Annotated in this window: 13 protein-coding genes and 1 pseudogene; 3 read left to right on the forward strand and 11 right to left on the reverse strand. The window is 68.1% G+C overall.

Features of this window, described 5'->3' with window-relative positions; translation table 11 throughout:
* Positions 1 to 132: 132 nt before the first annotated feature.
* The 6 genes from ACIBLA_RS14665 to ACIBLA_RS14690 all read right to left on the reverse strand — a co-directional run bounded on the left by ACIBLA_RS14665 (position 133) and on the right by ACIBLA_RS14690 (position 6,577).
* The gene (locus tag ACIBLA_RS14665; protein WP_399198750.1) at positions 133 to 1,335 is read right to left on the reverse strand and encodes a cytochrome P450; all 1,203 of its coding nucleotides are present in this window, start codon (positions 1,333 to 1,335) and stop codon (positions 133 to 135) included.
* A gap of 40 nt (positions 1,336 to 1,375) precedes the next feature.
* Entirely contained in the window at positions 1,376 to 2,599 is a 1,224-nt protein-coding gene (locus tag ACIBLA_RS14670) for an NAD(P)/FAD-dependent oxidoreductase (RefSeq protein ID WP_399198849.1), read from the reverse strand.
* Positions 2,600 to 2,604: 5 nt separating this feature from the next.
* Positions 2,605 to 2,802, reverse strand: coding sequence for a ferredoxin (locus tag ACIBLA_RS14675; RefSeq protein WP_399198751.1), 198 nt, complete (start codon positions 2,800 to 2,802; stop codon positions 2,605 to 2,607).
* Between the two features lie 25 nt (positions 2,803 to 2,827).
* Positions 2,828 to 3,394 (reverse strand): SDR family oxidoreductase, encoded by a 567-nt coding sequence (locus ACIBLA_RS14680; RefSeq protein ID WP_399198752.1) that lies wholly within the window; start codon positions 3,392 to 3,394, stop codon positions 2,828 to 2,830.
* 322 nt (positions 3,395 to 3,716) lie between these two features.
* Positions 3,717 to 5,216 (reverse strand): aldehyde dehydrogenase family protein, encoded by a 1,500-nt coding sequence (locus ACIBLA_RS14685; protein WP_399198753.1) that lies wholly within the window; start codon positions 5,214 to 5,216, stop codon positions 3,717 to 3,719.
* 44 nt (positions 5,217 to 5,260) lie between these two features.
* Positions 5,261 to 6,577, reverse strand: coding sequence for a cytochrome P450 (locus ACIBLA_RS14690; protein WP_399198755.1), 1,317 nt, complete (start codon positions 6,575 to 6,577; stop codon positions 5,261 to 5,263).
* 176 nt (positions 6,578 to 6,753) lie between these two features.
* On the opposite strand from ACIBLA_RS14690, the gene ACIBLA_RS14695 reads away from it, so the two are divergent.
* Positions 6,754 to 7,392: a TetR/AcrR family transcriptional regulator gene (locus tag ACIBLA_RS14695; protein WP_399198756.1), complete on the forward strand. Its 639-nt coding sequence runs from the start codon at positions 6,754 to 6,756 to the stop codon at positions 7,390 to 7,392.
* Between the two features lie 493 nt (positions 7,393 to 7,885).
* Positions 7,886 to 8,233 (forward strand): annotated as a pseudogene (locus ACIBLA_RS14700) ((2Fe-2S)-binding protein); the annotation flags it as partial.
* Here the strand turns inward: ACIBLA_RS14700 and ACIBLA_RS14705 are convergent.
* Genes ACIBLA_RS14705 through ACIBLA_RS14720 form a run of 4 tightly spaced genes read right to left on the reverse strand, consistent with a single transcriptional unit; the run spans position 8,152 to position 10,240 of the window.
* Positions 8,152 to 9,240, reverse strand: coding sequence for an NAD(P)-dependent alcohol dehydrogenase (locus tag ACIBLA_RS14705; protein WP_399198757.1), 1,089 nt, complete (start codon positions 9,238 to 9,240; stop codon positions 8,152 to 8,154). The pseudogene ACIBLA_RS14700 and the gene ACIBLA_RS14705 sit on opposite strands and share 82 nt — an antisense overlap.
* Before the next feature lie 23 nt (positions 9,241 to 9,263).
* Positions 9,264 to 9,524 carry an aldehyde dehydrogenase family protein gene (locus ACIBLA_RS14710; protein ID WP_399198758.1) on the reverse strand — a complete coding sequence of 87 codons (261 nt, stop codon included), beginning with the start codon at positions 9,522 to 9,524 and terminating at the stop codon, positions 9,264 to 9,266.
* Positions 9,436 to 9,738, reverse strand: coding sequence for an aldehyde dehydrogenase family protein (locus ACIBLA_RS14715; RefSeq protein WP_399198759.1), 303 nt, complete (start codon positions 9,736 to 9,738; stop codon positions 9,436 to 9,438). Before ACIBLA_RS14715 ends, ACIBLA_RS14710 begins: the two co-directional genes overlap by 89 nt.
* Positions 9,650 to 10,240 (reverse strand): aldehyde dehydrogenase family protein, encoded by a 591-nt coding sequence (locus ACIBLA_RS14720; protein WP_399198760.1) that lies wholly within the window; start codon positions 10,238 to 10,240, stop codon positions 9,650 to 9,652. The genes ACIBLA_RS14715 and ACIBLA_RS14720 overlap by 89 nt, the downstream gene beginning before the upstream one ends.
* 311 nt (positions 10,241 to 10,551) lie before the next feature.
* Between ACIBLA_RS14720 and ACIBLA_RS14725 the strand changes: the two genes are divergently transcribed.
* Positions 10,552 to 11,400 carry an alpha/beta fold hydrolase gene (locus tag ACIBLA_RS14725; protein WP_399198850.1) on the forward strand — a complete coding sequence of 283 codons (849 nt, stop codon included), beginning with the start codon at positions 10,552 to 10,554 and terminating at the stop codon, positions 11,398 to 11,400.
* Here the strand turns inward: ACIBLA_RS14725 and ACIBLA_RS14730 are convergent.
* Complete coding sequence (locus ACIBLA_RS14730; protein ID WP_399198761.1) at positions 11,380 to 12,087, reverse strand: IclR family transcriptional regulator; 708 nt, start codon at positions 12,085 to 12,087, stop codon at positions 11,380 to 11,382. The two genes, ACIBLA_RS14725 and ACIBLA_RS14730, sit on opposite strands and share 21 nt — an antisense overlap.
* Between the last annotated feature and the right edge of the window lie 37 nt (positions 12,088 to 12,124).

Genomic DNA, 12,124 nt, shown 5'->3' on the forward strand with positions numbered 1-12,124 from the left:
GCAGCAGGGGCATTTTTGCAGATGAGCCCTCTGTTGCGGGCTGCTGACGCGTAAGGGGGTGCGGCCTGGCTTCGCGGAGGTTGCGGGTGGAGGCCCACTGCTCCCATGCCGGTGGCCGTGAGCGCCACGCCCTCACCACACGACGGGCAGCTCATTGACCCCGTAAACGAGCGTGTTCTCCTTGAAGGAGATGTCCTCGAAGGGGCCGGCGAGCCGCAGACCGGGCAGTCGTCGGAAGAGTTCGGGCAGGGCGATCTGGAGTTCGGCCCGAGCCAGAGGCTGGCCGAGGCACTGGTGGATGCCGTATCCGAACGCGACGTGCCGACGTGCGTTGGCCCGGCCCAGGTCCAGGTTGTCGGGGTCGGTGAAGCTCTCCGGATCGCGGTTGGCCACGTGGACCGGGACGATCACACCTTCCCCGGCGGAGATGGTGACGCCGCCGATCGTCACGTCCTCAAGGGCGTATCGGCGCAGTCCGCCGTGCACGATGGAAAGGAAGCGCAGCAGTTCCTCCACGGCGTTCGCGGCCTCGGTCGGGCCCGCGAGCAGCTGGGAGATCTGGTCGGGGTTGCGCAGCAGCGCGACGGTGCTGAGCGCGATCATGTTCGCCGTGGTCTCGTGGCCCGCGAACAGCAGAAAGACCGCCAGGTCGGACGCGTCCCGCTCGGTGACGGTGCTCGCGTCCACGTGTTCGGTGAGGCGGGTCAGCACGTCGACGCCGGGATTCCTGCGCTTGGTGGAGAGCAGTCCGACCAGATAGGCGTTGAGTTCTTCCCATGCCTGCCCGATCTGCTGTCCCGTCGCGTTTCCGTCCACGAAGACCCGTGAGCGCTGCTGGAAGTACTCGTGGTCCTCGTAGGGCACACCGAGGAGGTCGCAGATCACCAGTGAGGGCAGCGGGAGAGCGAAACGCTCCACCAGGTCCACCGGCCGCTCCGAACGGGTCATCTCGTCCAGGAGTCGTGTGGTGGTCCTGGCGATCCCGGGACGCAGTGCGCTGATCCTCTTGATGATGAAATCGCGGGTGAGTGTGCTCCGCATCGTGGTGTGGATGGGCGGGTCGTAGTTGGCGAAGAACCCATGAGCGAGCGGCGGCATGTCCGGATGTTGGCCCGGGAAGCCGGGGTGTGACTGGTCGCTGCTGAACGCGGGGTTTCCGAGGACCGCGCGGGCGTCCTCCCAGCGGGTCACCAGCCAGGCGCTGAGCCTGCCGTCCCAGATGGTGACCTGGGTGATCGGTTTCTCGTCCCGCAGACGGGAGTAAAGGGGTGGCGGGTCCAGGGGGGCGGTTCCCGGCCGGGTGAGGGAGTAAGCGGGAGTGTCCGCAGAGGACATGGGGGCTCCTGTCGCTGTTGCCTTGGCGTCGTGGGGTTGTTCACGCTGCTGGTGCGGTCCCGGCCGGTGAACGGGCCGGGATGACGGTCCACTCGCGGCGTGCAGCGATGGCCCCACGCCAGGAACGGACGGCGCGAGGTGGCATGCCGACGGCCAGGGCGCCGACCAGGTGCTCACCCTGCCGGTAGGCGGCAATGAAGCGGCGGGCCGCCAAGTCCCCCTCGACCACGACGACTTCGTCATGGCCGCGGAGATGGCCGTACGCCTGGATCCTCATGTCGTACTGGTCGGACCAGAAGTACGGCACCGGCGCGAACGGGCGGCGCTCCCGCGTGCCCTCGCACACGAGGTTGCGGGCGACGGCCATGCCCTGCTCGGCCGCGTTGGTGCGGTGCTCGATGCGCATGAGCGTGCCGAACAGCGGGTTGTACCAACGAGCCACGTCGCCCACCCCGTACACACCGGGTGCGGCCTCACTGAACGCGTCGCAGACCAGGCCGTTGTCCAGGGGCAGCCCGCTGCCTTCCAGCCACTCGGTGTTCGGGTGGGAGCCGATGCCGACCACGACGATGTCCGCCGGTTCGACGGTTCCGTCCGCCAGGGCCACTCCGGTCACCTCTCCGTCGCGGCTGAGGATCTCCCGCACCATGACCCCGGTGCGCAGGTCGACGCCGTGCCCGCGGTGCGCCTGGGTCAGGGCGCGGCCGACATCCTCGCCGACGGCGTGGGCCAGCGGTACTGGGGCCGGTTCGAGCATGGTCACGGAGAGGCCGAGCCCACGGGCCACCGAGGCGGCCTCCGCGCCGATGAAGCCGGCCCCCACCACCACGATCCGCCGCGCGGTGCGGAGTTGTTCCCTCAGTGCCACCGCGTTGTCCAGGGTGCGGATGACGTGGACCCCGCGCACGCCGTCGCCGCCCGGCAGCCGCCGGGGCCGTACACCGGTCGCCACGACCAGGGCGTTGTAGCCGACCATCTCACCGTCTGCCAGAGTGACGCTCCGGTCCTGTACGTTCACGCCGATGGCCGTCCTGCCCAGCCGCAAGTCCAGTCCGAGCGCCTCGATGTCGCCGCGGGCGCGGAGCGGGAGCCGGTCCGTGTCCCACTCGCCGCTCAGGATCTGCTTGGACAGCGGAGGACGGTCGTACGGCAGGTGTGTCTCGTCTCCGACCAGGGTGATAGTGCCGCAGTAGCCCTGCCCGCGCAGTGTCTCCGCAGCGGCCAGGCCGCCGGCGGAGGCTCCTACAATGACCACCCGGTCCATCGCGCTCACGATTCCTGTACGCGGATGGCCGCCGCAGGGCAGACCGTGGCCGACTCACGTACGTCGTCGTGGAGTTCGGGGGCGGGTGACTCGTCAAGCAGTACGACCATGCCGTCGTCGTCGCGCTGGTCGAAGACGTCGGGGGCGATCAGGACGCACTGCCCCGAGGCCACGCACTTCGGGACGTCGACTTCTACCTTCATCGTGGTTCTCCGGTCCTCGTGGGGGTCAGGGGGTGACGGTCAGCAGGCCGGTGGCGATACCGCCGCTGGTGCCGCCGTCTGTCAGAAGCGCCGCACCGGTGATGCAGGAGGCGGCCGGGCTGCCGAGGAAGAGCAGGACGTCGGCCTGCTCGTCGGGGGTGGCCGGGCGGCCGAGGGGGATTGGGAAGGTGTCCCAGAACGCCTTGCCGGTCATCGCCTCGAAGTCGGGTGTCATGGGTGTGGCGGTGGGGCCGGGCAGTGTGCAGTTGGCTCGGATGCCCTGCTCGCCGAGTGCGACGGCCGTGAACTGGGTCCAGATGACGACGGCCTCCTTGGATGCCGGGTAGGCGGCGGCGATCTCGTCCGGGTGTTGTTCGCACCATTCCCAGGCGTCGTCGAATCCCTTGGCGCGCACCAGGGGAAGCAGCTTTTCGAGGTTCGCGGCCCAGCGCGAGGCGGCCTGGGAGGCGACGGTGGTGACCGATCCGCCCGGAGGGATGAGGGGAACGACGGCCTCCGTGAGGTGTCGTACGCCCGCGAAGTTGATGAGCATGGTGTCCAGGGGCGAGGTGCGGTTGCCGGGAACGCCCACGCAGTTGAACAGGGCGGTGACCGGTCCGCCGATCTCGGCGACGGCGGCGCTGATCGCCTCCGCCGCCGATCTCGGCGACGGCGGCGCTGATCGCCTCCGGGTCCCTCAGATCGGTGCTGTGGAAGACAGTGCCCGTGGCGGCCGGCGGCTCCTTGAGGTCCAGCACATGGACCTCGGCGCCCAGTTGGCTGAGCTTTCGGACCAGCGAGGCCCCTATTCCGGCGCCCCCGCCGCCGCTGACGACGACTCGGCTTTTCGCGTAGGACTCGTAAGACTGGTGCGACATGACTTCTCCCCTCCGTACAGATGTGCGCGAGCGGGGTCAGAGACCTGCGACGATCTTCGTCTCCAGATGGGCCTCGAAGCCTTCGGGCCCGCTCTGGCGGCCGATGCCGCTGGCCTTGAAACCGCCGTAGGGAGCGTCGGCGCCGTGGGCCACTCCGCCGTTGATCGAGACCGTGCCGGTGCGGATGCGCCGGGCGACTGCCAGAGCCCGCTCTGAGGAGGCGGAACTGACGGCGCCGGACAGGCCGTACGGGCTGTCGTTGGCGATACGGACGGCGTGCTCCTCGTCGTCGTACGGCAGGACGGCGAGCACCGGACCGAAGATCTCCTCCTGCGCGATCCGCATCTCGGGAGTGACGTCCGCGAAGAGCGTCGGCTCGACGTAGTAGCCGCGCGGGAGATGCGCGGGGCGTCCGCCGCCGAGGACCAGTCGGGCGCCTTCCTCCTGGCCGATGCGGATGTACTGCTCGACCCTGTCCCGCTGCTGGGCGCTGATCTGCGGGCCCTGGATGGTCACCGGGTCGGTCGGGTCGCCGTAGGCGACGGCGCGGAAGGCCGCCTCGATGATGGCGAGGCCTTCCTCGTAGCGTGAGCGCGGCAGCAGTACGCGGGTCTGCAGCGCGCAGCCCTGTCCGCCGTGCAGGCAGGCCTGGAACGCCGAGGCGGCCAGGGCCCTTTCGAGGTCGGCGTCGTCGAGAACGATGTGCGCGGACTTGCCGCCGAGTTCCAGCAGCAGTCGCTTGGTCATCGGGGCGACGCGTTCCTGGATGTGGCGGCCGGTGGCGGTCGAGCCGGTGAACGAGATCATCTCGACCCGGGGGTCGTCCACGATGAGCTGGGCGCGTGCGTTGCCGGCGGTCGGCACGATGTTGACCACGCCTGCCGGGATGTCTGTCTCCTCGGCTATCAGGCGGCCGAGGTGGGTGGCGTTCCACGGCGTCAGGGCTGCGGGCTTCAGCACGACCGTGTTGCCGGTGGCCAGGGCCATGCCGAGCTTGTTGAGCGTGGTCTGGAGCGGGAAGTTCCAGGGCACGATGGCGCCCACGACACCGATCGGCTCCTTGTGGACCTTGCGCCAACTGAGCACCCCGAAGGCGTCGTTGTCCTCCAGGTCCCGTTCCCAGGGAAAGGTGTCGATGGCCTGGGCGGGCCAGAGCAGATCGTCGCCCAGCGGTGTCTCCAGCTGCATGTGGCGGGTCGTCGAGACCGGTGCGCCGACCTCGGCGACCAGGACCGATCGCATCAGTTCCTTGTTCTTCTCCAGGGCCTGCTGGAGTTGCAGGATGCACTGCTTGCGGAAGGCGTGGTCGGTGGACCAGTCGGTCTCGTCGAAGGCCCGGCGGGCCGCGCCGATCGCCCGGTCGATGTCGTCGGCGGTCGCGTCGAAGGTGAGGCCGAGGGACTCCTCGGTCGCCGGGTTGATGTTCGGGAAGACACGGATGTCGCTGCTCTCGACCAGGCGGCCGTTGATCAGCAGGCGCGGTTCGGCCAGTTCGTGCGTGGGCTGGAGGCCGGTGCCAGGGGTGCTCGTGGTCATGCTGCTGACTCCTCGCGGTGAGTCGTGTCCTACGGGGCCGGGGGTCACCAGGTGACGGGCAGGGCGTGGATGCCGTAGATCTCGACATCGGTCTTGAACGGGACCTCTTCCAGCGGAACCGCGAGCCTGAGTGTCGGTATGCGGCGGGCCAGCGTGCTGTAGACGATCTGGAGTTCCACACGGGCGAGCGGCTGGCCGAGACACTGGTGGATGCCGTAGCCGAAGGCCAGGTGGTCGCGGGCGCCGCGCCGGATGTCGAGGGTGTCCGGGTTGTCGTAGTGCTCCGGGTCGCGGTTGGCGGAGAAGGTCAGCGGCACCACGGCTTCGCCCTCCTTGATCTCCTGGCCGCCGATGACGGTGTCCTCCTTGGCGACCCGCCAGTTCGGCTCATTGAGGATGGTGAGGTAGCGCAGGAGTTCCTCGACGGCGAGCGGGGCGAGGGAGGGGTCCTCGTCGAGTGCCTTGTACTGTTCGGGGTGCTGGAGCAGGGCGAGGGTGCCGAGCGCGGTCATGTTGCCGGTGGTCTCGTGCCCGGCGACGAGCAGGATGAAGGCGATGCCCTGTACGGCGCGGCGGTCCAGCTTGCCGGTGCGCAGCTGGTCGTGGACGAGGCGGCTGATGATGTCGGCCTCGGGGTCGAGGTCGGGGTCGGCGTCGCGGGAGTCGACGAGTTCGTAGATGTAGTCGTTGAGTTCGCTGAGCTTGGTGGTGCGCTCCTCGTCGGAGACGTTCCGCCTGAAGAGGTACGTCGTGCGGTCCTGGAAGAAGTCGTGATCGCTCTGGGGGACGCCGAGCAGCCAGCAGATGACGGTGTTCGGCATCGGCTGGGCGATCGCTGTGAACAGGTCGGCGGGCCTGGGCCCGGCCAGCATGTCGTCGATCAGGTTGTCGACGACCTTCTGGATCCTCGGCCGCATCGCCTCCACGCGCTTGACCATGAAGTCTCGGGTGACAAGACGGCGCAGGTCGTCGTGGAGCGGTGGGTCCATGCGCAGGAAGGACGGAAGACCCGAGGTGGCCATGGCCGCGTTGACCTTGCCGCCGGGAGTCAGGGGGAAGTCGGGGCGGTCCTTGTCGGCGCTCAGTGCGTCGCTGAGCAGCGCCTCGCGGACATCGTCGTACTTGGTGACGAGCCAGGCGTCGTGGCCGTGCAGGCCCGCGGGGGCGACGGGACACTTCGTGCGCAGCGTGGCGTACTCCGGCGGCGGGTCGAAGGGCGCGGAGCGTGTCATGGGGAAGGTCAGCCGCTCCGCGCCGCCCGAAAGACGGCGGATGAGATCGCGCGTGTGGTCGTCGATACGGGTGTCGGGGCCGGCGGCCCGGTCCTGGCCGAGATCCGGCGTCCTCTTGGTGTCAGGCATGTCTCACAGCGCTCCGTTCACAGCAGGAACAGAAGTTGGTGAATGATGTTTACTGAGATAGTGAACACCGTAAACCATCTCGCTTGGGAGACGTGGCCCCAGGGGGCGGTTTTGGACACGGCGACCTCGCGCCCGGAGACTGGCAGGGTCGTGCGGACCGGAGGGGTGAGTCGTCGATGAGCGCTGCACCGCAGATCGCGAAGCGGGTGCCGAACCGCTGGGGAGAGGGGCAGCGGTTGCGCCAGGAGATCCTGGACGCGGCGAGGCGTCTGCTGGAGGAAGCGGGGAGGCCCGAGGACATCTCTCTGCGCGCCGTCGCCCGTGAGGCCGGGGTGACGGCTCCGGCGATCTACAAGCACTTCAGGGACAAGGACGAGCTGATGTGGACGCTGCTCGACGACGTCTACGCCACGATGGCCGAAAGGCTGCGCGCCGCACACGGGTCAGCGCCTGCCGAGGATCCCTGGGCCGGACTGCGTGCCGTCGTCCACGCGTACTGCGGCTTCGCGGTCGATGAACCCCGCCGTTACGAACTGCTGTTCCTCACCGGCCCGTCGCTTCCCCCGCCGCCGGAGTCCCTCGGCCACCCCATGGGACGCCTGCTGGATGCCTGGTGCGAGGCCACGGAGCCGTATCTGAGCGAGGCCGGAGAAGGCGTGGGCGATCACCTCGACGCCCGGCTGGCGGCCAAACTGCTGTGGAGCGGGCTGCACGGTCTGTTCGGCCTGTGGCGGAACGTCTCCGAAGTCAGCGACGCGTCCCAACTCGACGAACTGCGCGATGCCCTGCTGTTCTCGTTGTTCGGACGTATCTGACAGTGCGCGACGGGGCGGAAGGTGGCGACGGACTCGACGTAAGGGCGCCGACTTCCATTGTTCGGGCAAGGTGCGGCTTCGGCGGGAAACGGATCAAGCGGCCACGACGATTCCAGCATGCTCACGATGATGTCGTTCGGTGATGGATGGGTCCTGCGCTCCGGGTCAGGGGTGTGCCCGAGCTCTGATGCGTGTGGGCGACGATCTCCGCCGCGAGTTGGATGGCTGTTTCTTCGGGGACGCGGGCCGAGGCCGATCAGGGAGGCAGGCGACGGCGTGCCATGAAGTGGTGGAGCCGGGCCCGGAACGCGCGAGTGTCTGCCCGGGGCGTGCATCCGCTGACGGTGCATGCTCCTTGGACAAAAGGCCGGCGCCAGTTACCCCCTCATCTGACACCTCCTTGGCTCTACGCCTGCGACGGAACAGACGAACCGAACCTCCGTTACGCGCAGACCGAGACGAATGCCAACCGACCCTGTACAGAAAACCGGAGGTCGATCCCGACGGACGGCGCGTCAACTCCTGCCTCATGCTGGCCGTTCGCCTCGACAGTGCCGAGATCACCACCATCGAAGGTCTCGGCGAAGAGGATCAACTCCATCCGCTCCAACAGGCGTTCATCGACCAAGGCGCCTTCCAGTGCGGCTACCGCACCCCCGGCCAGATCATGTCCGGCGTCGGCTGCATCGAAGAAGGTCACACCAAGTCCAAGGGCGAGATCCGCGAGTGGATGAGCGGCAACATCTGCTGCTGCGGCTGCTACGTGAACATCGTGCGCGCGGTCGGGCAGACCGCCGGCAAACCGACCGCCATCGTGCTCATGTCGATCACGAACCGGTAGCGGACATCACCGGCCGCCAGCCGATCAAAAGCGGCGTCGATCTGGTCGGCACGGATGACCTCGACCTCGGCGGCGATCTTGTGCTCGGCGCAGAAGTCGAGCATCTCCTGTGTCTCCCGGATGCCACCCACCAGCGTGCCCGCCATTGAGCGCCGGTTGTACAGCAGGGAGAAGACATCCACACTGATCGGCTTCTTCGGCACACCGAGGTTGACGAACGTGCCGTCCAGCGCGAGCAGTTGAAGAAATGCCTCGTAGTCGAGGTTGGCCGGCGCGGTCGAGACGATGAGGTCGAAGGTTCCCGCAAGTTCGGTGAACGTCGCGGGGTCGGTGGTGATCCGGTACTCGGTGGCACCGCGCCGCAGGGCGTCGTCACGCCTGTCCAGGGTCAGGTCGAGAACGGTCGGGGGCGTACCCAGCGCCACCGCGATGGGCACTCCTACGTGCCCGAGGCCCCCGAAGCCGACGATCGCGACGCGCTTGTCCGGCCCTGCCTTCCAGTGCCGTAGCGGCGAGTACATCGTGATCCCGGCACAGAGCAGAGGAGCAGCGGTGTGCAGGGGAATGGAGTCGGGGATGCGGACCACGTAGGCCTCGTCGACCACGATCTTCTCGCTGTACCCGCCCAGAGTGGGTTGCCCGTCGCGGCCGGTGTCGTTGTAGGTCCTCACATGTCCGACGCGGCAGTACGGCTCCAGGCCGGCCCGGCAGTAGTCGCACTCCCGGCAGGAGTCGACCATGCAGCCGACTCCCACCCGGTCGCCGACCGAGAACCTGGTCACCTCACGCCCTGCGGCCGATACCACGCCTGCGATCTCGTGTCCGGGCACCAACGGATACGTGGTCGTCCCGAACTCGCCGCGTGCGCGACTGACATCGGTGTGGCAGACCCCGCAGTAGGCGATGTCGATGAGCACATCCGTCGGGCCAACGTCGCGTCGGTCGATCGTGGTGGCCTTGAACGGCTCCCCGGGTCCGGCTGTGGAGCGTGCGTTGACGGTGATCATGACTCTCCTCGTCCCTGTCCTCGTCAGCCGATGGCCTTGTACTCGAGGAACTCCTCGATGCCGTAATGCCCGAACTCCCGCCCGATGCCGGACAATCTGAATCCCCCGTGCGGGGCACGCTGGTTGACCGGTGATCCGTTGATGCGGATGCGGCCGGCTCGCAGGTTGCGCGCCAGGGCCCTGGCACGATCCGGGTCACCGGCCCAGATCGCCCCGGCGAGTCCGTACTGCGTGTCGTTGGCGATCTCGAAGGCCTCCTCCTCGCTGTCGAAGGGAATAATCACGACGACGGGCCCGAAGATCTCCTCCCTGGCGATCCGCGAGTACGGAACCGGTGAGGGAGACCATGTCGACCAGCGAGTGGGTCACCAGGGCCTCCCCGACACCCGGACCGGTACCGGAGACGAGGTTAAAGACGCCGTCGGGCAGGCCGGCTTCGGCGAAGATCTCGGCGAAGATGAACGAGCTGAGCTGAGCGACCTCCGTGCCCTTGAGCACGACCGTGCATCCGGCCGCGATCGCCGCACCGGCCCTTCATGCAGACCATGCGCATCGGCCCGTTCCACGGGGTGATCGCACCGACCACGCCCGCCGCCTCACGGGCGACGACGGTGGGACCCACCTGCTCCTCCCAGGTGATGCCGGGCAGGCTCTCGGCGATACTCCTCAGGTCCTCGATCGCCGCGGTTCCCTGCGACTCCTGCGCGATCTTCGCAGGCTGACCTATCTCACTGACCACAGCTCGCGTGATGTCCTCGCTGCGAGCCTCGGTCAGCTGAGCCAGCTTGTGGAGCATCTCGACCCGCTCGTCGACCGAGGTCCTTGACCACGCGGGAAAGGCGTCCGCTGAGGCCCGTACGGCCAAGTCCACGTCCTCGGCCGAGCCAGCCGGGATCGTGGCCACGGTCTCCTCGGTGACCGGGCTGGTCACCGAGATGACACCGGCACCCGAGGAGGGGATCCACTTGCCGTTGATGAAGATCTGGTCGCGTTCGATCACCGGGCACACTCCTGGCTTCTTTTCGACTGCATCGGAGCAACCCGGTCTTGGCGGGCACAGGATCCGCAGGCTGCACACGTGGAACTACGAGCCGTCGGCCAGCAGGCTTCCGGCTTCGCCGGACGCCAGGAAGGCAGCTCTCGTCCGGCGGTCGGTGAGGTCGGATGCCCTCCCTGACGCACACCATTTCGCATATCCGAACTCAGTATCGCAATTTCGACTGATTGCAAGCTACGCTCGGCCGCTGGCAGTGTCAACGGTTCAAGGGAGGGCCCGTGACGGAGACAGACCACGCCCGACGCGAGCAGGTCATGTTCGAAGGCGCACACAGCCTCGGACTTGCTGCCGACCGCTGGGAGCCCGACGAGCCGCAGGGCACGGTATTGATGCTGCACGGTGGGGGTCAGACACGGCACTCGTGGGCGCGAACGGCCAGTCGTCTGGCCGCACTGGGCTGGAGAGCCATCGCATTGGACGCCCGGGGGCACGGCGACAGTGCGTGGTCTCCGACAGGTGTGTACAGCCTGGACGACATGGTCGGAGACCTCCTGCGGGTGATGGACACGCTCGACGAACCGCCCATCGTGATCGGCGCGTCGATGGGTGGACGAACCGCCCTGGTCGCTGCGGGCGAGTACCCCGGCAGCGTCGCGGGGCTCGCGCTCGTGGACATCGCACCTCGTTTGGACCCGGCCGGGCAGGCCCGGGTTCGCGCCTTCATGCGAGGCGCCCCGGACGGCTTCCCCTCGCTGGAGAAGGTCGCGGAGGCGGTCCGCTCCTACATTCCGCGCCGTCGGCCGGCGGCCGGCCTGGACGGCCTGAAGAAGAATGTCCGGTTGGGCGAGGACGGCCGTTGGTACTGGCACTGGGATCCGGATTTCCTCAGCTTCACGGCCGACCCGGCCAACACCTCCGCAGAGAGGATGATCCGAGCCGCCCGGCACATCACGGCACCCACGCTCCTGGTTCGTGGCCGTCGATCAGACATGGTGACAGCAGAGGCCGCCGCCGAGCTGCTCGGTCTCATGCCCACCGCGCGCCTGGTCGAGGTCGCCGCAGGCCACATGATCGCGGGCCACGACAACGACATCTTCACCCGCGAGGTCCACAGCCTCCTGAACCTCGCGGTCGACCGGCGGTCAGATCGGTTCCCTCGCTGAAACGGTCTGCCGCGACCAGGAGTCGACGTGCTTGAGGAGCGCCTTGCGCAGCCTGGTCTCACGGGGCCCCATCTCGGCGGCCTGGCCGATGAGGATAGCTGCGGCGACGCTGTTCCCTGCCTGGTTGCGCACGACGGCCGCGAGCGCGAGCTGAGCCCCGTGATGACGGAGGTTCGTCGCGACGCGGCTCTTGTTGATGTCGGCGAACTCGGCGAGGAACTCGGAGACAAGTTCGGGGTTCTCCGACTGCTGCCGACGCAGATAGGCCTCCCGGTCGACATCCGGGCGCGCCACCAACAGGGCCTTGCCGCCCGCCGTCGTCAGGAGCGTGCGCCGGATGTTGCTGCGTGCCGCGAATCCGGTGAGGGCGTCCGTACCCGACTCCCCGATGTAGATCAGGTGATCGCCGGCCTCGACTCCGAGGAAGACGGTCAGGCCGGTCGCCCTGTGGAGCGCGTCGAGGTCGGTCTGCGTCACCTGTCCGGCGCGGATGTGGCCGCTGGCCAGGGTGAGTCCGTACACCGCGGGGCCGAGATAGAAGCGGCGGTTGTCCTCGTACAGCCAGCCCTTGGCCTGAAGGCCCCGGATGAAGCCATGCACCGAACTCTTCGGGGCGCCCAACGCCCGGGCGATCTCGGCGAAGCCGATGCCCGGGTTGTAGACAACCTCCTCGAGGATCCGGGTCACGCGGTCGACGGTCCGATGGTTCTTCGGGCCGCTGTCG

The organism is Streptomyces sp. NPDC050433 (genome assembly GCF_044458565.1).
Lineage (GTDB): Bacteria > Actinomycetota > Actinomycetes > Streptomycetales > Streptomycetaceae > Streptomyces.

Coding starts and splice junctions, on each gene's coding strand:
- ACIBLA_RS14705 (WP_399198757.1), bottom strand. CDS start 9,240: ATGATCACCGTCAACGCACGCTCCACAGCCGGACCCGGGGAGCCGTTC.
- ACIBLA_RS14695 (WP_399198756.1), top strand. CDS start 6,754: ATGAGCGCTGCACCGCAGATCGCGAAGCGGGTGCCGAACCGCTGGGGA.
- ACIBLA_RS14685 (WP_399198753.1), bottom strand. CDS start 5,216: ATGACCACGAGCACCCCTGGCACCGGCCTCCAGCCCACGCACGAACTG.
- ACIBLA_RS14675 (WP_399198751.1), bottom strand. CDS start 2,802: ATGAAGGTAGAAGTCGACGTCCCGAAGTGCGTGGCCTCGGGGCAGTGC.
- ACIBLA_RS14670 (WP_399198849.1), bottom strand. CDS start 2,599: ATGGACCGGGTGGTCATTGTAGGAGCCTCCGCCGGCGGCCTGGCCGCT.
- ACIBLA_RS14690 (WP_399198755.1), bottom strand. CDS start 6,577: ATGCCTGACACCAAGAGGACGCCGGATCTCGGCCAGGACCGGGCCGCC.
- ACIBLA_RS14725 (WP_399198850.1), top strand. CDS start 10,552: ATGTTCGAAGGCGCACACAGCCTCGGACTTGCTGCCGACCGCTGGGAG.
- ACIBLA_RS14665 (WP_399198750.1), bottom strand. CDS start 1,335: ATGTCCTCTGCGGACACTCCCGCTTACTCCCTCACCCGGCCGGGAACC.